27 protein-coding genes are annotated in these 20,690 nt (G+C 64.5%); 10 read left to right on the top strand and 17 right to left on the bottom strand.

From position 1 onward, the window contains the following. Positions 1-6: 6 nt before the first annotated feature. The 3 genes from K3551_RS03830 to fliF are packed head-to-tail and all read right to left on the bottom strand — an operon-like array spanning position 7 to position 2,502. The gene (locus tag K3551_RS03830) at positions 7-270 is read right to left on the bottom strand and encodes a FliM/FliN family flagellar motor switch protein (RefSeq protein WP_259917833.1); all 264 of its coding nucleotides are present in this window, start codon (positions 268-270) and stop codon (positions 7-9) included. After that, positions 263-847: a hypothetical protein gene (locus K3551_RS03825; protein WP_259917829.1), complete on the bottom strand. Its 585-nt coding sequence runs from the start codon at positions 845-847 to the stop codon at positions 263-265. The genes K3551_RS03830 and K3551_RS03825 overlap by 8 nt, the downstream gene beginning before the upstream one ends. Further along, a complete protein-coding gene (gene fliF / locus K3551_RS03820; RefSeq protein WP_259917827.1) occupies positions 844-2,502 on the bottom strand; it encodes a flagellar basal-body MS-ring/collar protein FliF in 1,659 nt (552 codons plus the stop codon). Before fliF ends, K3551_RS03825 begins: the two co-directional genes overlap by 4 nt. 119 nt (positions 2,503-2,621) lie before the next feature. On the opposite strand from fliF, the gene fliL reads away from it, so the two are divergent. The 9 genes from fliL to K3551_RS03775 all read left to right on the top strand — a co-directional run bounded on the left by fliL (position 2,622) and on the right by K3551_RS03775 (position 11,066). Continuing rightward, positions 2,622-3,101 (top strand): flagellar basal body-associated protein FliL, encoded by a 480-nt coding sequence (fliL, locus tag K3551_RS03815; protein WP_259917825.1) that lies wholly within the window; start codon positions 2,622-2,624, stop codon positions 3,099-3,101. A gap of 1 nt (position 3,102) precedes the next feature. Further along, entirely contained in the window at positions 3,103-3,480 is a 378-nt protein-coding gene (locus K3551_RS03810) for a hypothetical protein (RefSeq protein ID WP_259917823.1), read from the top strand. Between the two features lie 14 nt (positions 3,481-3,494). Next, entirely contained in the window at positions 3,495-4,067 is a 573-nt protein-coding gene (locus tag K3551_RS03805) for a MotE family protein (RefSeq protein ID WP_259917820.1), read from the top strand. Positions 4,068-4,071: 4 nt separating this feature from the next. Beyond that, positions 4,072-4,935, top strand: a complete 864-nt coding sequence (gene motA, locus K3551_RS03800; protein WP_259917818.1) for a flagellar motor stator protein MotA — start codon at positions 4,072-4,074, stop codon at positions 4,933-4,935. Beyond that, the gene (locus K3551_RS03795) at positions 4,935-6,785 is read left to right on the top strand and encodes a hypothetical protein (RefSeq protein WP_259917815.1); all 1,851 of its coding nucleotides are present in this window, start codon (positions 4,935-4,937) and stop codon (positions 6,783-6,785) included. Before motA ends, K3551_RS03795 begins: the two co-directional genes overlap by 1 nt. 75 nt (positions 6,786-6,860) lie before the next feature. Next, the gene (locus tag K3551_RS03790) at positions 6,861-8,918 is read left to right on the top strand and encodes a flagellar biosynthesis protein FlhA (protein WP_259917814.1); all 2,058 of its coding nucleotides are present in this window, start codon (positions 6,861-6,863) and stop codon (positions 8,916-8,918) included. After that, positions 8,915-9,670, top strand: coding sequence for a flagellar biosynthetic protein FliR (locus tag K3551_RS03785; RefSeq protein WP_259917810.1), 756 nt, complete (start codon positions 8,915-8,917; stop codon positions 9,668-9,670). Before K3551_RS03790 ends, K3551_RS03785 begins: the two co-directional genes overlap by 4 nt. After that, entirely contained in the window at positions 9,667-10,743 is a 1,077-nt protein-coding gene (locus K3551_RS03780; protein ID WP_259917808.1) for a flagellar biosynthesis protein FlhB, read from the top strand. The genes K3551_RS03785 and K3551_RS03780 overlap by 4 nt, the downstream gene beginning before the upstream one ends. Further along, complete coding sequence (locus K3551_RS03775; protein WP_259917806.1) at positions 10,740-11,066, top strand: hypothetical protein; 327 nt, start codon at positions 10,740-10,742, stop codon at positions 11,064-11,066. The genes K3551_RS03780 and K3551_RS03775 overlap by 4 nt, the downstream gene beginning before the upstream one ends. Positions 11,067-11,070: 4 nt before the next feature. On the opposite strand, the gene K3551_RS03770 is transcribed toward K3551_RS03775, so the two are convergent. Genes K3551_RS03770 through K3551_RS03730 form a run of 9 tightly spaced genes read right to left on the bottom strand, consistent with a single transcriptional unit; the run spans position 11,071 to position 15,539 of the window. Then, positions 11,071-11,538 (bottom strand): flagellar basal body-associated protein FliL, encoded by a 468-nt coding sequence (locus K3551_RS03770; RefSeq protein ID WP_259917804.1) that lies wholly within the window; start codon positions 11,536-11,538, stop codon positions 11,071-11,073. After that, positions 11,538-12,272 (bottom strand): flagellar basal body L-ring protein FlgH, encoded by a 735-nt coding sequence (gene flgH, locus K3551_RS03765; RefSeq protein ID WP_259917802.1) that lies wholly within the window; start codon positions 12,270-12,272, stop codon positions 11,538-11,540. Before flgH ends, K3551_RS03770 begins: the two co-directional genes overlap by 1 nt. 16 nt (positions 12,273-12,288) lie before the next feature. Further along, positions 12,289-12,699 carry a flagellar basal body P-ring formation chaperone FlgA gene (flgA, locus tag K3551_RS03760; RefSeq protein ID WP_259917800.1) on the bottom strand — a complete coding sequence of 137 codons (411 nt, stop codon included), beginning with the start codon at positions 12,697-12,699 and terminating at the stop codon, positions 12,289-12,291. Between the two features lies 1 nt (position 12,700). After that, positions 12,701-13,486, bottom strand: a complete 786-nt coding sequence (gene flgG / locus K3551_RS03755) for a flagellar basal-body rod protein FlgG (protein WP_259917798.1) — start codon at positions 13,484-13,486, stop codon at positions 12,701-12,703. 10 nt (positions 13,487-13,496) lie between these two features. Continuing rightward, positions 13,497-14,213: a flagellar hook-basal body complex protein gene (locus K3551_RS03750; protein WP_259917797.1), complete on the bottom strand. Its 717-nt coding sequence runs from the start codon at positions 14,211-14,213 to the stop codon at positions 13,497-13,499. A gap of 1 nt (position 14,214) precedes the next feature. After that, on the bottom strand, positions 14,215-14,481 hold the full coding sequence (locus K3551_RS03745; protein ID WP_259917795.1) for a flagellar biosynthetic protein FliQ: 267 nt from the start codon (positions 14,479-14,481) through the stop codon (positions 14,215-14,217). A gap of 4 nt (positions 14,482-14,485) precedes the next feature. Next, positions 14,486-14,767: a flagellar hook-basal body complex protein FliE gene (fliE, locus tag K3551_RS03740; protein ID WP_259917794.1), complete on the bottom strand. Its 282-nt coding sequence runs from the start codon at positions 14,765-14,767 to the stop codon at positions 14,486-14,488. A 9-nt stretch (positions 14,768-14,776) separates the two neighbouring features. Further along, entirely contained in the window at positions 14,777-15,169 is a 393-nt protein-coding gene (gene flgC / locus K3551_RS03735) for a flagellar basal body rod protein FlgC (RefSeq protein ID WP_259917792.1), read from the bottom strand. A 1-nt stretch (position 15,170) separates the two neighbouring features. Then, positions 15,171-15,539: a FlgB family protein gene (locus K3551_RS03730; protein WP_259917791.1), complete on the bottom strand. Its 369-nt coding sequence runs from the start codon at positions 15,537-15,539 to the stop codon at positions 15,171-15,173. An 81-nt stretch (positions 15,540-15,620) separates the two neighbouring features. On the opposite strand from K3551_RS03730, the gene K3551_RS03725 reads away from it, so the two are divergent. Next, the gene (locus K3551_RS03725) at positions 15,621-16,961 is read left to right on the top strand and encodes a FliI/YscN family ATPase (RefSeq protein ID WP_259917789.1); all 1,341 of its coding nucleotides are present in this window, start codon (positions 15,621-15,623) and stop codon (positions 16,959-16,961) included. A gap of 97 nt (positions 16,962-17,058) precedes the next feature. Here the strand turns inward: K3551_RS03725 and K3551_RS03720 are convergent, their stop codons facing one another. The 5 genes from K3551_RS03720 to K3551_RS03700 all read right to left on the bottom strand — a co-directional run bounded on the left by K3551_RS03720 (position 17,059) and on the right by K3551_RS03700 (position 20,675). Beyond that, positions 17,059-17,850, bottom strand: coding sequence for a DUF1217 domain-containing protein (locus tag K3551_RS03720; RefSeq protein WP_259917786.1), 792 nt, complete (start codon positions 17,848-17,850; stop codon positions 17,059-17,061). Then, on the bottom strand, positions 17,847-18,251 hold the full coding sequence (locus tag K3551_RS03715; protein ID WP_259917783.1) for a flagellar biosynthesis repressor FlbT: 405 nt from the start codon (positions 18,249-18,251) through the stop codon (positions 17,847-17,849). The genes K3551_RS03720 and K3551_RS03715 overlap by 4 nt, the downstream gene beginning before the upstream one ends. Position 18,252: 1 nt before the next feature. Next, positions 18,253-18,627, bottom strand: coding sequence for a flagellar biosynthesis regulator FlaF (locus K3551_RS03710; protein WP_259917781.1), 375 nt, complete (start codon positions 18,625-18,627; stop codon positions 18,253-18,255). Between the two features lie 108 nt (positions 18,628-18,735). Further along, the gene (locus K3551_RS03705; RefSeq protein ID WP_259917778.1) at positions 18,736-20,025 is read right to left on the bottom strand and encodes a flagellin; all 1,290 of its coding nucleotides are present in this window, start codon (positions 20,023-20,025) and stop codon (positions 18,736-18,738) included. Positions 20,026-20,216: 191 nt separating this feature from the next. Continuing rightward, positions 20,217-20,675 carry an Lrp/AsnC ligand binding domain-containing protein gene (locus tag K3551_RS03700; protein ID WP_259919459.1) on the bottom strand — a complete coding sequence of 153 codons (459 nt, stop codon included), beginning with the start codon at positions 20,673-20,675 and terminating at the stop codon, positions 20,217-20,219. Positions 20,676-20,690 lie beyond the last annotated feature (15 nt).

Below are 20,690 nucleotides of genomic sequence, written 5' to 3'. Positions count from 1 at the left end.
GTGCGGTCACGCGACGCCGTCCGGCTCGGACACTTCGGTCAGGCGGACGGCCAACCGGCCAGACCCGCTCTCATCGGCCTGCAATTGTCCGCGCGCGATCAACCGGTCCCCGGCATAAAGCTCCACCGGGTCGTCCACGCCGCGATCCAGCGGCAGAACGGCGTCGCGGCGCAGGGTCAACAACTCCGACACCGTGGGGTGGGCGCGACCCACGGAGATCGTGATTTCCACGGGGACGCGGGACAGGGCGTTGCGGGTGTCGTCAGCCATCTGAGGGCTCCTGTTCAATGGAGGCAAGGAAGGATTCGAGGGCATCATCCAGGGCGGACAAGACCGCCTCCAGGTCGATGCGGCGTTCCTGGTCGTCCCAGCGTACCAGCGCCTGAGACAGGGCCAGTGCCGGTTCTGCGCGGACGGTGACCCGTTCGGGTGAGATGTTGGCACGATCCAGCAAACGGCCCAGTTCCGGGGCTTCCTCCGGGGCGACCTGAATCAGCAGCTTGCCAGCCTCCGCGGCCATGAGGTCGCGGATCTCATCAAGCAGGATCGCCAGAAAGGAGCGTTCGGCAGCACGCGGAAGCAGCTTGTCGAAAACCTCGTGAAGCATCGGCTCCAACGCGGCGATGGCCGACGAAATGGCCGCCTTCTGATCGCGTTCCAGCGTCACCAGACGATCACCCAGCTTCTCGCCGATGCGGCCTTGCTCGCTGTCGACCTGCGCCATGGCGTCGTCCCACCCGGCGTTGTAGGCGGCGTCGAACTCTTCCGTATCGACGGGCATCGTCGCGATTTCAGGCACGGGGATGGGTCGGGGCTTGCCGAAATCTTCCAATGGCAGACGGCTCATCGGACATCTTCCGGCGTGTCTTCCATCCAGCCGCGCAGCACTTCGATCGTTTCTTCGCGCCGCTCGGAGATGAGCTGCCGCAAGCGGTCCACAGGATCCTCTCCCGGCTCGCCTTCTTCTTCGGACCATTCAGGCAGGGCACCAAGGTCGGACATATCCGGCAGATCCGCTTTCGCGTCACTGGCGAGCAAGGCAGTCGGCGCAGCCCCGGGGCCCGGCAGTTCGCGCGGCAAGGACGTATCGGGGAGGTCGGCTGCCGTCTCGCCGTCGTCAGCGGCGGTGTCGGTCGGGGCCGGCAAGGCCTGCGGCATCAAGAGGCCCCGCAGGGTCGGGCGGACAAAGAAAGCCAGGGCCGCAATGGCCACCAGCGCCAACAAGGCCGCCGTCACCAGCTGGGTCAACTGACCGCCACTGAGCCAGGGCAGCGACAGGGTTGGCGCGGCCTCGGGTCCTTCGGGCAGCTGGAATTCCATGCTGCGAACGGTCACCGCATCGCCGCGATCCTCGCGGAAGCCCACCGCCGATTGCACCAATTCGCGCAGAACCGCCATTTCCTCTTCGGAGCGGGGGGCCCAGGTGGTGACGCCGTCTTCGCCGACATCCCGCAGCCCGTCGACCATGACGGCGACGGTCAGGCGTTCGATGCTGCCGGGACCACGCTCGATCTGCCGTTCGGTGGCGGAAAAATCGTAGTTCACACGCTCTCGCGTTTCGGCGTTGTTCGATTCGCTACCCTCGCCGTTGGCGGCATCACCGTCGGGCAGATTGCTGGCAACTGTGACCCCCGCACCGGCCCCGCCGCGCTCGGAATTGCTCCGCTCCTCTGTGTCGGTGGACAGGACGACACGGCTTTCGGGGTCAATGACACGCTCGCTGATGACCTCGCGGTCGTTTCGGGTTTCGACGGCAAGTTCCACAACATATCGGCCTTCCCCCACACGGGCGGCCAGCAAATTCTCGACAGCGTTCCGCATTTCAGCCACGCGTGCGTCGCGGGTATCGCGTTCCGCGCTGACCGCATCGCCGCTTACCACGCGACCGCTGGCCGAATCGATCACGGTTACCGCTTCGGGGACAAGGTTGGGGACGGCCCCTGCGACGAGCGATTGCACGGATTGCGCAAGCGTTGCCCCGACCGCACCTGTGGTCATGCCGATCGTGACCGACGCGCTGGCCTCGCGTTCCCGCGAGAAGGGGGAGGCATCGGCGGTGGCAATATGGACGCGGGCCGATTTCACACCGTTTCCGGCCAGGATCGTGCGCGTCAACTCTCCCTCGCGGGCACGCCAATACGCGGCATCGAACATTTGCGACGTGGTCCCGAAGCCGCTGAGCCCGTCCAGCAGTTCATACCCCGTGCCGTCGGTGCGCGGCAGGCCTTCGCCTGCGAGCTGCAGGCGCAGGTTGTCGCGCGCGGCACCGTCCACATAGATCGCGTCGCCGCGCACCTCGTGCGCCACGCCGCGCGTTTCCAGCGCGGCCACGACTTCCCCCGCCGCCGCGGGATCCAGCCGCGCATAAAGCAGTTCCATCCGTGGGGCCATGGCCAGGCGCGTCAGGAACAGCACCGCCAGAAAGGCCACGATCGTTGCCAGCGCCAGGATCGTCAGCCGACGTTTATCCTGTGCCTGCCAATAGGCTGCGAAACTGTCCAAATCTCATCCTCCGGGAAGGTCGACCCATTCTGGGCTTGGGGACAAGATTCCCGATTCCTATTAAGAATCGGTTAGCCACCGGTCGGTTATCACCATCCTCGCAACAAGAGGGTGCCGATATGGCCGATGAAACCACCGAACCCCCTGAAAAGAAAAAGGGCCTGGGCCTGATCGGCTGGCTGATCGTCGTGATTCTCGCGCTCGGGCTGGGCGGGGCGGGATTTTTCGCCACCTATTCGGGCATGGCTGACGACCTGCTGGCCAAGGAAGAGGTGCCGCATCCGGTCGCCGACGCCAAAGGGCCGGAGTTTCTGGAACTCGACCCGATGCTGGTGACCGTCGGCGGGCCCGGATCGCTCAAGCAGTTGCGGTTTCGCGCGTTCCTGCAAACCGCGCATGAGGGGGCCGATCATGTGCCGGACCTGCAGCCCCGCATCCTGGATATCTTTGCAACCTACCTTCGCGCGCTTTCCGTCGACATGCTGGAGGATCCCTCCTCCCTGCTGCGAATTCGCGCCCAATTGCTGCGCCGTGTGCAACTTCTTGCCGGGCCCGAGGCTGTTTCGGACCTTCTCATCATCGATTTTGTGATCACCTGACATGATATTGCTTGGACTTCTCTCCGATCTTCTTCTGCTGTCCGCGACCATCGGAATGGCAATCTACTGCCGCGTTCTGTCGAAACGGTTGCGCGCGTTCAACGACCTGGAAACAGGAATCGGCGGCACGGTCGCGGCCTTGTCGTTGCAGGTCGATCAACTGCAATCCTCGCTTCAGGCCGCGCGGTCCGACGTCGACGACAGAACGGACCGCATGACCGAAGGCGTCGCTGCCGCCGACGACCGGATCGGCCGCCTGGAGATGTTGATGGCCGGGTTGGAGGATCTTGAGGCAGAGCTGCAAGAGCCATTGCACGCGACCACGCAAGAAGATGCTGACGCGGCACCGGCCTTCCGCGCCTTCCGACATCAGGCTTGAAGGAGGATCATGCCATGAAAGCCCTGTTCAAACCGATCAAACGCTTCGGGCTTGCCACGTTGCTGGGGCTGTTGGCCCTGTCGGCTCTGGCGCGAATCGTCTCCGCCGGGTTGGAAACGCTGCCTGGCGAACCGGAGCAGGAGATCCCGACCCAGGCCTCGCTGCTCTGCCCCCCCTCGGAAGAGGTCGCGAACCTGCTGCGTGAAATCGCCAGGCGCGACGCCGAGCTGGAGGCACGCGAGGGGGCCGTGGCACTGCGTGAGCAGGACATGCAGGTCGCGCGCCAGGAAATCAATGCATCGCTCGACGCCTTGGTCGAGGCGGAGGCGCGGCTGCAATCGCGGATGTATCAATCTGACCAAGCCTCCGAGACCGACCTGGCGCGGCTGACCGAAGTCTACGAAGGCATGAAGCCCAAGGATGCAGCCCTGTTGTTCGAAACGATGGAGGCCAATTTCGCGTCAGGTTTTCTGGCCCGGATGCGGCCCGACGCCGCCTCCGCGATTTTCTCGAATCTCTCGGCAGAGAAGGCCTACGCGCTCAGCGTGGTGATGGCCGGCCGCAACGCAACCGCCGCGACGGAGTGATCGCATGATCGGAATTGTCGGAATTGTCTGTACCTTCATCATGGTCTTTGGCGGCTATCTGCTCGCCGGGGGCAAGATGTCCATCATCCTGAAATCCCTCCCTTATGAAATGACGATGATCGGCGGTGCCGCTGTCGGGGCCTTTCTTGTCGGCAACAGTTTCCCGCAGGTGAAACATACGCTCAAGGACGTGGGAAAGATCTTCAAGGGGCCGAAATGGGTCCCGGATGATTATCGTGACCTGCTTTGCCTGCTCTATGAACTTGTGCGGCTCGGGCGGCAGAATCCCGTTGCCTTGGAGGAGCATATCGAAAACCCGGCGGAGTCGACCATCTTCGCGAACTACCCCAAGATCCTTGCCGACAAGGAGGCGGTCGCGATGATCTGCGACACCCTTCGAGCCATGTCGATGAACTATGACGATCCGCATCAGGTGGAGGATGTGCTGAGCAAACGGCTCGAGGAAAACCTCCACCACTCCATGCATTCCAGCCACGCCTTGCAAAGCATGGCCGACAGCCTGCCTGCCCTGGGCATCGTCGCTGCCGTTCTTGGGGTCATCAAGACAATGGGCTCCATCGATCAGCCGCCTGAGGTTCTGGGAAAGCTGATCGGGGGGGCGCTTGTCGGAACGTTCCTCGGGGTGTTTCTGGCCTATGGCCTGGTCGGTCCCTTTGCCGTCCGCCTCAAGGACGTGGCGGAACAGGATGGCCATTTCTACAGCCTCATCCAGGAGGTGCTGGTTGCCAATCTCCACAACCACGCCACCAACATCTGCATCGAAGTCGGCCGCCAGAATACGCCAACCCACATGCGCCCCAGCTACGCCGACCTGGAAGAGGCGTTGAAGGCGCGCAAGGCCGCCTGATGGCGCGTCTCACTCTCCTCCTTCTGTGGCTGGTGTTCGGGGCAACCGCCAGCTGGGCGCAGGGCGTGCCGGTGCGATCGGGGGATCACGATCGCTTTGCGCGGCTGGTCTTTCCAGCCCGTGCCGGCCTGAGCTGGGACGTCACACGCGACACTCCGCGTGCGGCCATAATCCGGTTCGACGATCCCACGCTGCGCCTGGATCTGGGCGATGTCTTTGCCCGGATCCCTCGCAATCGAATCCAGGCGCTGACCTCTGGGTCAGACGGGCTGGCGCTGACGCTGGCTTGCGATTGCGAAATCAGCGTGCGTCAGATTCCCAGCAATCACATCGTGATCGACATCCTGGACCCGGTCCCCGGAGCCGGTTCGCCCGTTCCGGAACCGACACGCGAGGTTGCGCAACTGCCGCTGCGCCTCGCCCCGGTCGACACGCTGTCGACCGGCCTGCGGCTCACGCCGCGTCTGCCGATCCGGGAGGGTCAGCCCCCCCTCGGAACGAATGCCCCGCCTCCGGCGACGGAAACCGCACCGCAGGTTGTCATTCGCGAACATGCCCGCAGCGGCTTCGTTCGCAGCCCGGCCGGGGCAGAGGGGTCATCTGTCACGCGCGCGCCCGCCTGCACCCTGGAAACCCTGGCCGCGCGCCTCCTGCTGGAGGACCCGGTTGCGGCAGTGGCCTCTCTGCCCGACAGGCGCGCGGCCATAATCGACGGCAGCGATCGATTGTCGGACCAGAACCTGCGCGCCCTGGCGGAAACGTACCTCGCCGCGGGCTGGGGGGCCGAGGCGATAGCCGTGTTGACGCGCGCCTCGACGGACGCCGAGGAACTGCGCCTTATCGGACGGGCGCTCGACAGCGATCCGAACCTCGCGTCCGAGGGGATCGCCGCAGAGGCCGGATGCGGTCCGGCGACGGCTACGCTTCTGCTTATCAGCGGCGTGTTCGACGCCTCCTGGGACAGTGTCGACGAAGACGCCCTGATCCGCCTGGTCGATCGCATGACCGATGATCGGCGCGCGGACGTTCAGCCCCGGCTCCGCGACAGCCTGGCCCGGTTGGGTCACGAAGACATCCTGCTGCGCCTGGCACAATTGCCGCAAACGGAGCCAGCCTATCGTACCCCCTCGACCGAGGTGCAGGCCGCAGGCACAGGAACGGGCGCGGTGCGCGCGGCGATGGATCTGCTTCGCGACAATAGCGCCGCGCCAGAATCGGTTGGCCTGGCGCTTCAGAATGCGCTCGCCCTGCGACAATCGATCCCGGCCGGTCCTTTGCGCGGCGAATATGATACCCTTTTGACGGACCGGTTGGTGCGTGCGGGATATCTGCCCGAGGCGGCCCGTCTGGTGGGCGAACACCCCCCCCTTGCGGCGCAGGTCATGGAGGTTGCCTTGACCCATCTCCCGCCCGAGCAGGTCATCGAGCTTGGCCTGAGGCTGCGCCCGCATCTGCCCAGCGACGCCGTCGAAGTGACCCGTGTCGCCAACCTGATGGAAGGCTACGGGCTTACCGCGCTGGCTCGGGACTTCAGCGCCGTGCGAACCGGCGAGGGACCAGTGGACCAAAGGGCGCTTTGGCGGCAACCCGCCCTGGTTGCCGAACCGGGACCGCCGGGCATCACCGACGGGGATCGCGCCTGGCTTCAAAGGGATTTCGCGGCCGTGCTGTCGGACGACACTCGCAAGGCAGAGGACCCAAGACGTCGGTTGGCCGCAACGGTCCAGGCCCGCAATCTGGCACCCGCACCGACCGATGACTTCGACCGCGCGCGTGCTGCGGCTGATCGCGCGCGCAATCTGTCTGCCACAGTCCAGGATCTTCTTGCCGCAGAAGATGACGCGTCCTGATAGGCACGTAACCCTGCGTTAACCCCGATCTCCTAGACCTGCACCTGGGCAGAAGCCCCCGACGAGGTGCCAACGATGAAATCGTTCTTTCAGCCGACCGTCCTATTGGCCCTGGCGCTGATGGCGGTGATCCTGATGATGATCCTGCCGATGCCGTCCTGGGTGCTGGACCTGGGCCTTTCGGCGTCGTTCGCAATTGCGATCCTGATCTTCACGACAACTCTGTTCATCGAACGCCCGCTGGATTTCTCGGCCTTTCCGACGATCCTGTTGGCCTCGCTCATGCTCCGGCTGTCGCTGAACGTTTCCTCCACCAAGCTGATCATCGGCGAGGGGCACACCGGTACTGACGCCGCGGGCTATGTGATCGAGGGATTCGCGAACTTCGTCATGGGCGGGTCGATTGCGTTGGGCTTGGTGGTCTTCGGCGTGTTGCTGATCGTCAACTTCGTGGTCATCACCAAAGGGGCCACGCGCATGGCCGAGGTGGGTGCGCGCTTTGCGTTGGATGGCATGCCCGGCAAACAGCTGGCCATTGACAGCGATGTGTCAGCCGGGGCCATCGACCACGAAGAGGCCAAGCGCCGGCGCGAACTGGAACTGTCTGAAACGACGTTCTTCGGATCTCTGGACGGGGCCTCGAAATTCGTAAAGGGCGATGCCATCGCGGGGCTGCTGATCACGCTGCTGAACCTGGTGGTGGGGTTGACGGCGGGCATGTTGGTGCACGGCATGCCGATTTCCACCGCAATCGAAACCTATGCCATCCTGACCGTCGGCGACGGGCTGGTGTCGCAGATCCCGGCGGTTATCATTTCGGTCGCATCTGGCCTGCTTTTGGCCAAGGGCGGCGGCACGGGCGCCATCGACGCGGCCATCGTGGCACAGGTCGGCAAGCACCCGGCGGCCTTGGCGACCGTGGCGCTGATCATGGCGATCTTTGCGTTCGTGCCGGGCCTGCCGTTCCTGCCGTTCGTGCTGGGCGCGATCCTGTTGGGCGGCTTCGCAGCCATACGGGCCCGCACCCTGCGACCGGTCGCAACCCCAGACACGGAGGAGGCCGCCGCCCCACCAGAGAGGGAGATCGGCGACGTCCTGGACTTGGACGACATCCGGGTGGAATTCGCGCTGGACCTCGTGGACCTGGCCCTCGATCCGGCCAACGGGTTGGAGCGTCGGATCGGCGGATTGCGCAACCACATCGCCGAATCCTTCGGGATCATCCTGCCGGAGATCCGTATGACCGACGACGCGGGCCTGCCCGCCAAGACATATGTGATCCGCATTCAGGGCGTCGAACTGGCCCGCGCCGAGTTGGAGCATGACCATCTGCTCGTACTGACCGGCGCAGGTGCCCCCGAGACGTTGCCCGGTCGGGACGTGAAGGAGCCGGTCTATGGCGCGCCCGCGCGGTGGGTGCCTGCCGCGCAGGCCGATGCAATGATCGGCCATACGACCGTCACCCCGACCGAGGTCCTAGCAACGCATCTGCTGGAAGTGATCAAACAGAATTTCCCGCGGCTGCTGGGGCTCAAGGGGCTGCAACGGTTGCTGGATGCCTTCGCCAAGGTGTCCTCCCCCGAGAAGTCAGTTGCCAATCGCCGCCTTCTGGACGACCTCGTGCCATCCAAGGTCACGCCCGAAGTGTTGCTCTCCGTCCTCCGCCACCTCCTGTCGGAGAGGATCTCCGTGCGCAATCTGCCTGTCATCCTGGAGGCTGTTTCCGAGCGGCGCGAACAGGGGTTGTCGACGCAAGACCTGGCCGAACACGTGCGTCAGCGGCTGGCCGACCAGATCACCGCGACCCTCAAACGTCCCGACGGGACCGTGCCGCTGCTGCAACTCGCCCCCGACTGGGAGGAGACCTTTGCGCGCTATCAGCTTGACGGACAGAACGGCGGCACCGATGTCGCATTGCCGCCCGACGTGTTCCAACGACTTGCCAACGGCCTGGCCGAGGGCATCGGACAAGCCGCACAGCAGGGCACGCATCCCGCGATCGTCACCTCGGCCCGTAGGCGGCGCTTCGTGCACACCGTCCTGTCGGCACGCGGCCTGCCCAACGCGGTGATTTCCTACGAGGAAATCGGGTCCGCCGCGGTGCCCTCCATCGTCGGGTCGATCGCCGCGTGACCGAAGGATTGCTGGCCCTGCACGCGGCGTCGGGCCCGATCCTGTCGGGGTTCTTTGCCGTGTTTCTGCGGGTCGGGGCCATGGTCCTGTTGGTGCCGGGCTTTGGTGACAGGTTGATTCCGGCACGGGTTCGGCTTGTGGGGGCCTTTTCGCTGGCTGTCGCGGTGACCCCCGCCGTCCCCCTCCCGTCCGAGGTGACACTGCCCCTGATCGTGACGGAAACGCTGATTGGAACGGCCTTTGGCGCGGCGCTGCGGTTCCTGGCCCAGGCCTTGTTGATGGCAGGCATGATGGCCGCACAGTTGACGTCGCTGTCGCAACTTTTCGGGTCGACAGAACCGTCGTCTGCCATCGGCAACTTGCTGAACCTTGCCGGACTGGCCCTGTTGATGGCCGCCGGGCTGCCGCTCTATCTGGTTGAAATGCTGATCCAAAGCTATGATGTGCTGCCAATCGGGGCGGTGATGCCGGGGGCGGATGTCGTCACCTGGGGCGTTGCACGGATCGCCCAGGCCTTTGCGTTGGCCTTTGCGCTTGCGGCCCCGTTTGCCTTGGCGGCGCTGCTATACAACGCCGCGATGGGCGTCATCAACCGCGCCATGCCGCAGCTGATGGTGGCGCTGGTCGGGGCCCCTGCCATCACCGGCGCGGCGGGCATCGTGCTTATGCTGGCTGCGCCGATCATTCTGGTCGTCTGGAAAGGCGCGATGATCGCCTTGCTGGGCGATCCCCTGACCGGGGGCCTGCCATGAGCCAGGAAGACGGCGCAGAACGCAGTCATGAAGCGACAGAGCAGAAGCTGCAGGAAGCACGGCGCAAGGGCGAGATCGTCAAATCACAGGACGTGATGGTCGCGGCGGCGTATCTCGGCGCGCTGCTCTGCCTTGCCTTGGTGGCACCGCGCATCGGGGCCGGGCTGATCGACATGGGCGGTTCAATGCTCCAGGACGCAGAGCGGCTTTCGCGCCCCTTGGTAGAGGGTGGGCCCGGCCGCGCGGCCGATGTCTTGCAGCGCATGCTCTGGATTACCCTGCTGGCCGTGGCTCCCGCCGCCGGGTTGGTGCTGGCGGCCATTGTGGCACAGCAGGCTTTTGTCGTGGCCCCGTCGAAACTGGTGCCAAAGCTGTCGCGGATCTCCATACTCGCAAACGCCCGCAACAAGTTCGGCCCGACCGGCCTGTTCGAATTCGCCAAATCCGCCACCAAGATGGCCGCCTATATGGGGCTTCTGGTCTATGTCCTTTGGGCCAACCTCGACCGCGTCATCGCCTCCGCGGCGTTGGACCCACGCAAGGTCGCGGCCATGCTGCCGCAGGAATTGTCGAGCTTTCTGATCGCGGTCGTCCTGGTCGCAAGCAGCATCGCGGCGGTGGACTATTTCTGGCAACGGCACAGTCATCTGGCCAAGAATCGCATGACACGCCAAGAGGTTCTGGACGAAACCAAACAATCCGAGGGTGATCCGCACCTGAAGGCCAAGCGGCGCCAACGCGCCCAGGAAATCGCAACGAATACGATGCTCAAGGACGTGCCTGATGCCGCGGTCATCCTGGTGAATCCGACGCATTACGCCGTTGCGCTGAAATGGTCGCCCCTGGACCCGACGCCGCCGCTATGCGTGGCCAAGGGCGTCGATCAGGTTGCCGCCCGTATCCGCGCGATTGCCGAGGAACACGACATCCCGATTTTCAGCGACCCTCCCACGGCGCGCGCGCTCCATGCCAGCCTGGACATCGGCGAGGCCATCGATCGGGAGCATTTTGCCGCCGTCGCGGCAGCCATTCGCTTTGCGCAGGAAATGCGCAAGAAGGCAGGCGGTGCATGAAGCGGGCCCGCCTGGCAGAGTTGCGCAAGCTGGCGGAGCTGCGCGCGTTGCGCTCCGCGCAGGCGTTGGCCACCCGGCAAGCCATCGTCACAGAATTGCAGCGCCGAGACGCAGCCCTGCGCGAGCCGGGCCCCGAGGCCACGACCGACGTTGCGGATCTGATCGCCCGGGACCGGCACGAAATCTGGAAGAAAGAGCAGCTGACCCGGCTCGGCATCGTGCTGGCCCGCGCCCAGGCCGAGGCACAGCCCTACCGCGAACGCCACGCACGGGATCGGGCGCGCGAACAGGTCATCGACACGCTTCGGAAAAAGACGCGCTGATCGATCAGCCGTTCTGGCGCGCCATCGAAATGATGAGAACCCGGGCCGCGGGATCGTCCAGCCGTTTGGTGACCACACCATCCAGACGGGCGCGCAGACGGTTCATCGACGCAGCCGCAGTGAAGTCACCATCGAAGCCGCCCAGCGACGCATGCAGAAACAGCGTCTCGTTCAAACCATCGCGCAGCAGCGGCTCTCGGGCGAGAACCTCGTCGCGAGAGACAGTGTGACTTTCGACGCCGAGCGTCAGGACGACATGCGACCAGACCCGCCCATCGCGCAAGACAGGCACCACGAACAGGTCGCGCATCGATACGATTTCCGGGGCCGAAAGATCGGGCGGCGCGGCCACTTCTGCGGCGGCCGCTGCGGCCAGCTCCTCCTCCGAGGGTGGCGGTTGCAGCAGAAAACCCGCGCCGGCCCCACCCAATGCCGCCACCAGGACGACGAGAAATGCGATAATCTTACCCATCAGAACGGCAACAGGATGTCGGCGATCTGCTGGCCATATCGCGGTTGCTGCACATCCGTGATCTGGCCACGCCCGCCGTAGGAGATGCGCGCCGACGCGATCTTGTCGTAAGTAATCTCATTCTGGCGCGACACATCCTCTGGGCGTACGTAACCAGTCACCAGCATTTCACGCAGTTCGAAATTGACACGCACTTCCTGTCGGCCCTGGATTTCCAGGACCCCGGTCGGCAGCACATTCGTCACCGTGGCGGCAATCCTGAGCGTCAGTTTCTCCTGCCGCCGCACGCCGCCTTGCCCCGAAGACGCGCTGGAGCTGTCGGTGGAGACCGCGTTGTCAAACGACGTCCCGGCAGGGACCTCGTCCGACAGGCTTTGCGGCAGGCCAAAGAAATCGGGGATCGACAGGCTTTCGGACCCGGAGCGACTGCGATTAGTGCTGTTTCGGATCTCGGCGTTCTCGTCGATTTCGATCACGACGGTCAGGATGTCACCGCGGTCGCGGGCCCTGCGGTCGCCAAGCAGGGATTGCCGCCCCGCCGTCCACAGCGAAGCCTCCATGACCGGATCCCGATCGACCAACAGGGGGACCGGCGCGGGAAAGGCCATCGCCACATGTTCGGTGCCCTGCGCGATGGGTGTCAGTTCGGGGGCCTTCCCGACCTCGGTGATGCGCGAACAACCGGTCGCGGCCAGGCCACAGAAGGTCACGAGAATGGCGGTGCGTAGGGGCATGCTCTCTCCGATTCGATCAGTTGACCACGACCGCGCCAGAGGCGGTCGCGATGCCGGTCACCGTGGACCGGGAGCTAAGGTTCATGACGCGCACCGGCTCTCCGTCGCCGGCACGCCCCAGAGCGCGCCCTTCCAACGTGATGGTCAGGCCGCCTCGCTGGAAAATCAGCGGCACGACGGTGTTGCGACGGATCACTGTCGGCAAACCCACATCGCGCAAACGGACCGGACGTCCGGGGTAAAGGTTCACCCGCGCCTCCATTCCCAGCATGTCTCGTGGGTCGTCGAAGCCGTCGGCAATGGTCGTATCTGCAAAGGCCAGCACGTCGGCGGTCAACATCTGACCCGCGCGGACGGGTTGCAGGACCATGACCGATTGGGCCGAAACCGGCGTCGCCAATAGCATGAGGAAGAGTGCGCGGATCATCTCAGCGGATCTGCGTTGTGGCCGACATCATCTGGTCGGCGGCGGTGATGACCTTGGCGTTCATCTCATAGCCCCGCTGCGCCTCGATCAGGTCGGTGATTTCGCGCACGGCATCGACGGAGCTGTCCTCCAGATAGCCTTGGCGGAACATGCCCAGCCCGTCCTCGCCAGCGAACCCGACGATCGGCGCGCCGGACCCGTTGGTTTCGGCGTAGAGGTTCGATCCAAGCGCTTCCAACCCCTTCTCATTGGAGAACCCGACGAGGGTCAGCTGGCCCAGCTGCTCCGGCTCGGTCCGGTCAATGAAATAGGCGTAGACCTCCCCATCGGGGTTGATGCTGATGGAGCGGGCATCGTCGGGGATGGTGATATCGGGCACGATGGGGTGCCCGTCCGACGTAACCAGAAGGCCGTCGCCCGTCCGTTTCATCGCGCCGTCGCGGGTATAGGCGGAATTGCCCGAGGGCAGCGTCACCTCCAGATAGCCGCGCCCTTCGATGGCGATGTCCAGGTCACCATTGGTCTGGGCCAGCGTCCCTTGGGCGACGTCCATAGACACGGCGGCGGCACGCACGCCCAGGCCCAGTTGAACCCCGGTGGGGATCACGGCCCCGGTCGAGGCGGCGATGGACCCGGCGCGGGTGGCCTGTTGATAGTGCAGATCCGCGAATTCGGCGCGGCGGGCGTTGTAGGCGGTCGTGTTCATGTTGGCGAGGTTGTTGGAGATGACCTCCACCCGCATCTGCTGGGCCGACATTCCGGTGGCGGCGATACTCAGGGCGCGCATGGCGGACCTCCTATTGTTCCATCAATCTGAAGACGGAGCGGAGGCGTTCATCCTCCTTCTCCATAAAGCTCTGGCCGAGTTCGTAGGCGTTCTGGACCGACACCATGCGCGCGATTTCTTCGACCGGGTTGACGTTCGACCCCTCGAGGAAGCCTTGCAGGACGCGCGGTTGATCCACCGCGAACCAATCGTCACCCGCATCGAAAAAGGTGCCGGCGGCCCGCTCCATCCGGTCGGGCGCTTCGGGCATGACGATGCCGATCTGCGACACCGGCTGTCCGTCCGCCGAGACGGTGCCATCGAGGCCGACATGGATCGACCCGGTGCCCGGAGGCACGAAGACGGGCGCACCGCCCGCGTCCAGAACCGCGTCGCCCTCGGCCGTGACAACCCCGCCATTGGGACCGGTCAGAAAGGATCCGGCGCGGGTCAGAAACGGGGCCCCGCCCCGGTCGATCAGGAAATACCCGTCGCCTTCGATGGCCAGATCCAGCGTGCCACCGGTCTGTTCCATGGCACCTTGGGCGAAACGCGTTGTCTCGACGTTGGCATGGGCAATGGACACCGACGGGTTCCCATTGCCGGTATCGACCACATGCTCGCTAAAGATCATCCCGCCAGCGCGGTATCCCGTGGTCGAGGCATTGGCGATGTTCTGGGCGATATGGTTCATTTCCCGGATCAGGCCGGACTGGCGGCCCAGCGTGGGATAGATGCCGTCGGTCATGTCAGAACCCTTCGATGATCGGGACAAGCGTGTCCGTGAAATAGCGGGCGAGCGTCAGCGTCATGAAGCTCATGGATGCCCAGAAAGCGACGAGGATCGCAGCCATCTTCGGCACGAAGGTCAGCGTCATTTCCTGAATGGAGGTCAGCGCCTGGAACAGCCCGATCGCGAGGCCCACCACCAACGCCACAAGCAGGATCGGTGCGGAGATCATCACCGCAATCCAAAGCCCCTGTCGCAACGTGTCGAAGAACAGCGCGTCGGACATGCGTCTAGACCGGCATCCGCAGGATTTCCTGATAGGCCTCGACCACGCGGTCGCGCACCGTCACGACGGTATCGACCGCCAATTTGCTTTCGGCCAGGGCCGAGACGAGATCATGAGGATCGGCCCCCGTGGTCAGGGCGGCCTGGGCCTGGGTCTCGGCCTCGGTCAGGGCCTTGGCGAACCCACTGACCGCCTCCATCGCGGCGGACCCCGTGGGCGTGGCAGAGGCGGGGCTGGCACCGGCACCGGCACCGCGTACCAGCGCCGAGAGTTGGGACATGTCCATTCTGGTCTCCTATCGTCTGAGAATATCGAGGATCGCCGACGACATGCGGCGGACCTGTTCGAACATCTTGAGGTTGGCTTCGTAGGTGCGCTGCGCCTCGCGGGCGTCCGTCAGTTCGGTCATCAAGTTGACGTTGGACCCCTGATAGTAGCCTTCGTTGTCGGCCATTGGGTGCGCAGGGTCATGGATCTGGTCCAACTCGGCCCGGTCCAAACGCACGGGCCCGACCTGAACCGCCCCGGTGCGCTGGCCTTCGGCCACTTCGGCGCGGAAATCGACGACCTTGCGGCGATAGCCGGGCGTGTCGGCGTTGGCGATGTTCTCGGCCACATGGGTCAGGCGCTGGCTCTGACTGCGCATGCCAGAGCTGAGGATCGCCATCGTATTGGAAAAGCCCGCCATCTTACCGCTGCCCGATGCTGGCGCGCAGAATGTCGAGCGACGCCTTGTAGACGGTCAGCGCCCGATTGTGGGCGCGCGACGTCTCGATCCCGCGCAGAACCTGATCCTCCAACGACACTGTGTTGCCGTTGGGGTCGGCGGCGGTCCCGATTTCATCAAAGATCTGGGCGGTTCGGGGGGTTCCAGCGAAATGCCCCGCCTGGCTACGGCGCAGGGCGAACCCATCCTCACCCGCGCTGAAAGGGGCGACATCGCGGGCGCGAAACCCGGGGGTGTCGGCATTGGCGACATTGGTGGCGATCACTGACTGTCGGGTGGCTGCGTGGCGCGCAGCGTTCGACGCCAGGCTGAGCAAGGCAATTTCGGTCACAGGCGGATTCTCCGTCATTCCTGAAACGAAGCCTTAAGACTGATTCCTTTAGAAATCGTTTCAACCAGAGGAGATGACACCATGGACATTCAGACGTTCGACCCGTTTGCCGCGATCCGCGACAGCCTTGTCGGTATCGCGCGGACGCAGCCCGTGGGCCGCATCACTCACCTGGATCCAACCGGGTTCGCGGTCGAGGGTCTGTCCGATCACGCGGGTCTGGGCGACGAGGTTGTGTACCGGGATGCCGACGGCACGCCGCATCGCGCCGAGGTCGTGCGCCTGGACCGCGACAGCCTGCGCGCGACACCCTTTGGGCCTGCAACGGGGTTGCGGATCGGGTTGACGGTGCAGCCCAAGGGGCAACCGTCACTGTGCCCGGATGCCAGTTGGATCGGCCGCGTGGTCGATCCCTTTGGGCGGCCCCTGGACGGTTGGCCCATCGGCGGGGGCCTGGCCCGGCCGTTGCATGCCGGCCCCCCGGGTGCCGGCCAACGGCGCGCCATGGGCACGCGGCAATGCACCGGGGTCGCGGTGCTCGACACGATGTTGCCGATCGTCGCCGGACAGCGGATCGGCCTGTTCGCCGGATCGGGGGTGGGGAAATCAACGTTGCTGGGACTGCTGGCGCAGCGGATGCAGGCCGATGTCTGTGTGCTGGCCCTCGTGGGGGAGCGCGGGCGCGAGGTCACCGGGTTCGTAAATGACGTGCTGGGCCCAGACGGAATGGCCCGCACAGTGGTCATGGCCGCCACATCAGACCAGCCCGCGCCCCTTCGACGACGCTGTGCCTTTGCGGCGATGGGGGTGGCCGAATATTTTCGCGACCGGGGCCTGCGCGTGCTGTTCCTGCTCGACAGTGTTTCGCGCCTCGCCGAGGCGCACCGCGAAATCGCGACCGCAGCGGGCGAAGGGGCGGATCTGCGCGGGCACCCGGCCAGCCTGACGCCTCTGCTGGCCGCCTTGGCCGAGCGGGCGGGCCCCGGGGAGTCCGGACAGGGCGATATCACGGCGATCTTTTCGGTCCTGGTGGCAGGCTCCGACATGGAAGAGCCGGTGGCCGACATCGTGCGCGGCCAGTTGGATGGTCACGTCGTCCTGTCGAGGGAAATCGCGGAGGCAGGACGCTTTCCTGCGGTGGACGTCCTGCGATCCGTGTCCCGCAGCCTGCCCGAAGCAGCTACGCCAGAGGAAAACGCCTTGATCAAGGAAGCCCGCAAATTGCTCGCCGTCGCTGACCGCAGCGAACTCATGGTCAGTTCCGGCCTCTATGACCGGGGGTCGGACGCCGGCATCGACCGCGCGCAATCGGTCCTGCCGCTGCTGCACGAACTCTTTGCTCAGGTCGGGGTGGACAGCTGCGAAGCGTCCTTTGCAAGGCTCGCCGAAATTCTGGGCCGGGGGTATTCGGGACGCCTATGACCGGTCTGCACAGGTCGCGGGGATCGCCTGCCAGCCAACGGCAAGACCAGGCTAGCGACCCGACCTCCCTGCCGGGTCTGTGAGGATAGCATGACGGCTAGAAGCCGCGCAGCAAGAACAGGGCGGGCGATGTAACCGTGCTGGCGCTTTGGCCCCGCAGGCCTGCCATCGCGGTATAGCGGTCGAGGATCTTCTCCATCGTTTTCGGCTCTGCCAGGTCAACGACCTGATCGGACCCAAAGGCAGACAGGCTCCGCTCCTGCAGGACTTTCAACTGACGGTCGAGGTCCAGGGTCGCAAAGCTGGTCGGCAGGTTCAGCGCCCCCTCAAAGACCGACCGTAGCGGCGGCGTGCCCATGATTGTGAACCATTTCGTCTTGTTGGACCCCTCTCCCTCGGAGATGGTGGCCAACTCTCTGCGGGCGTTAAGCGCAAGCCGCATGGTGTTGTCGGTCTGACCCAGCGCCTGCTCAAAGCTTTGATCACGGTAGCGCGCAGCAATCTTTTCGGGAAAGTCGCTAAGCGCGGTATTCGCGACCGGAAAGTCGCCGAAACCAAAGGCGCGCGATAGATCTCGGTACCGTTTGTCGGACAGCTTGTTGGCGAGAGATTCGGGATCAATCGTCCCCTCTTCCAGAACACGTCGGATCAGGAACTTGCTGCCGACGTCCTCGGACAGACCGAAAGCCCCCAGTGCCACAGATAGAAGACGGAAGTCAGAGACGAGCTGTTCTGCCGTTTCCACCTTGCCGATATTGGCGGCGAAATAATCCAGATCCCGCTGCACGATCGGAGACGCCCCATGCGCCGCCTTCTGCGCATCCAGGGTGTTCTGCAGAAAACGCCAGCCCGCCAGCCCGCCGCTTGGAATGAACGGCTGGAAGGTCATGGCAGACCGCGGGAAAGTATGGCCGCCTCCCGCTTGCGGAGGCGGCCCAGGGCCCGCAGCGCTTGGTAAAACTGCATCGCTTCGAGATGGCCGGTCACCTCGTCGATGCAAAGGCGGTCCTCGTCGTCGACAAAGGCCAGGCGCAAGGGCGCAAAGGCCGCCAACGTGTCCGGCAGGACCTTTGCCACATCGCATTCACCAACCAGCATCAGCTGCACCGAATGCGCCAACCGCCCGACCGGCGTGCCCGCCTCTTCGGGGTTGATGGCATCGCGCAGCCGCAGCAGTTGCGTATCGGGCGTCAAGACCCGCAGCCGCGCGCCCCGACCCACGTTTTCGATGACGGCCCCGTTGAGAACGATGCGGTCACCGGCCGGAAACTTGAGCATGAGCCCGGCCATGTCAGCGGGCCCCGTGCGACAGGCCGCCGACCACCCGGCGGTTGATTTCCGACAGGACATCGGCCTTCGCCTCCCCCTTGAGGACGGCGCGGGTATGACGTTCAACGAAACCGGAAAGACCCAGGAGTGAGGCCCGCAGCTGCGGGGTCAGTTCGTTGCCGTCGTCGGCGACAGCTGCGGCAGCGGCCAGCCAGAGGCGACGATTATCGTGGAGCACGCCGACCCGGGCGGCATGGCTGCTGGCGGGATCGGCGAAAATCGCCTCCAACCGGCGGGTGACTTTGGCAAAGACCATCGCTTCGGCGCGGGTCGGATCGACGATCTGCGCATCCAGCGCGCCATAGGCGGCGGCGGCGGCAGCATGAACGTTCAGCATGAGGGCTTACTTTCTGCAAGGCGTGCCGCGTTTCAGCGGCGGTCGACCAGAGGCCGGTGTGACGGCAAGGCCGCCCCGGACCTTTCAGCTCCGGGGCGGCCGCTGATCTTAGCGGAACAGCGACAGGATCGACTGCGGCGCCTGGTTGGCGATCGACAGCGACTGCGTTGCCAGCTGCTGCTGCACCTGAAGCGCCTGCAGACGGGCCGAGGCTTCTTCCATATTGGCATCCACGAGGGAGCCGATACCCGATGTCAGGGAGTCCGAAAGCTTGGACACAAAATCCGACTGAGTTTCGATGCGGCCCTGAACGGAGCCGAACGACGCAGCCGAGTCGATGGAGGACTGGATCAAACCTTCGATGGCCTGAAGCGCCGCGGCCGAACCTTCGTCCGTGGTCACATCGAAATCTTCGAGCAGTTCCAGCCCGCCGCCGATGGTGCCGTCGGCTTCGGTTTCCAGGGTGGCCTGGTCGGCAATATCAGACTGCTCGACCACGCTGTTGGAGTCGGAGATCGCTTCGTCGTAGTTGTTGGTGAAATCGATCCGGCCCGCGGTTGCCGTGTTGGCGGCAAAGGTGATGTCCAGGCCGTCCTTCTCGGCCTGGTAGTTCAGCCGCTCGACCATGTTGTTCACGACGTCGGTCAACGTATCCCCATCACGGGCGACATAGGTCACATCCTCGGAGAAGTCGTAAGTATCGCCCGAGTCGTCGCCTTCGAAGTTCGCTGACCCGGTGACGAGAAAGCTGGCACCAGCGACCAGGTTGTCGTCCGCACCAACACCGTCGAAGGTCACGAATTCGGCCGAGGCCCCGACGGCAACGGCCGCGCTGTTGACGGATTGATCCAGACCCACGGTGCCGGCTGCCGCGGCGCCCGTTCCCAGATCCTGCTTGCCAACGCTGATGTTCGACGCAGCCACACCGCTGCCCGAGCGATCCAGCGACGACAGCACGTCAACGTTGCGCGAATCGACATCGGTTTCGGTATTGTTGAGCAGGTTCAGACCGTTGAACTGCGCGGCACCGACAACCGATCCGATCTGATCGCGCAGGGCGGCCACGTCGGCCTGGATCTTGGCGCGGTCGACGTTCTCTTCCTGCGAGGCGACGATCTTGCCTTTGATTTCCGTCAGCAGGTCGGTGACCGTCTCGGACGCATTGCGTGCGACGGCGACGGTGGATTCACCCAGCGACAGGCTTTCCTGAATGGCCTTGAAGCCTTTCACGTCGGATTCCATCTGCTTGGAGATGGCCCAGACGGCAGAGTTGTCCTTGGCGTTCGCCACCGACTTGCCGGTGGAGATTTCGGACTGGGTCATACCCAGGTTCTTGTTGATGGATTGCAGAGTCTGAAGCGCGACCATCGCGCCGTTGTTGGTCAGAATGCTGGACATTTCAGTTCCTTTGAATGCGCCCGCTTCGCAGGCAATTGGTCCCGACGGGACGACATGACATTCTGTCTTTGGGCTGGGCCCACGGGTGCCATTCTTGGCCACTTCCAGCTACTGGTCCTATCCTAACAACCTACGAATTTCTGCCCCCAAAGCACGGAGCATTTGACGCTTCTTTTCGAAAATTCAGCCCATTAGACGGGCAGGCCCGCGCCGCTGCGCACCTCTTCCATGACTGCGTAGGTATGGGTTTCGCGCACCCCCGGCAGGGTCAGAAGGGTCTCGGACAGAAAGGCGCGATAGGCCGCCATATCGCGGTGGCGCGTCTTGAGCAGGTAATCGAAACCGCCCGCGACCATGTGGCATTCCTCCACGTCTTCGGCCTGACGAATCGCCTCGGCGAAAGCCTCGAAGACATCCGCACTGGTGCGATCCAGTTTCACCTCGACGAAGGCAAGCAGGTCGCGGCCCAGCGCCTTGGCGGACAGGCGCGCGTGGAACCCCTCGATCACACCGTCCCGCTGCAGGCGGCGTATCCTCTCTGCCGTGGCGTTGGCGGACAGACCGATCTGATCCGCCAACGCCGTCACGCTGATCCGACCATCCTGCTGCAAAAGGCGTAGAATGCTGCGATCTTGCCGGTCCAAAGACATCGTCACTGCCAAATC

This window comes from Jannaschia sp. M317 (assembly GCF_025141175.1).
Lineage (GTDB): Bacteria > Pseudomonadota > Alphaproteobacteria > Rhodobacterales > Rhodobacteraceae > Jannaschia.
Note: the sequence above shows the minus strand (reverse complement) of the source record. Positions and strands in the feature narration are given on the sequence as shown.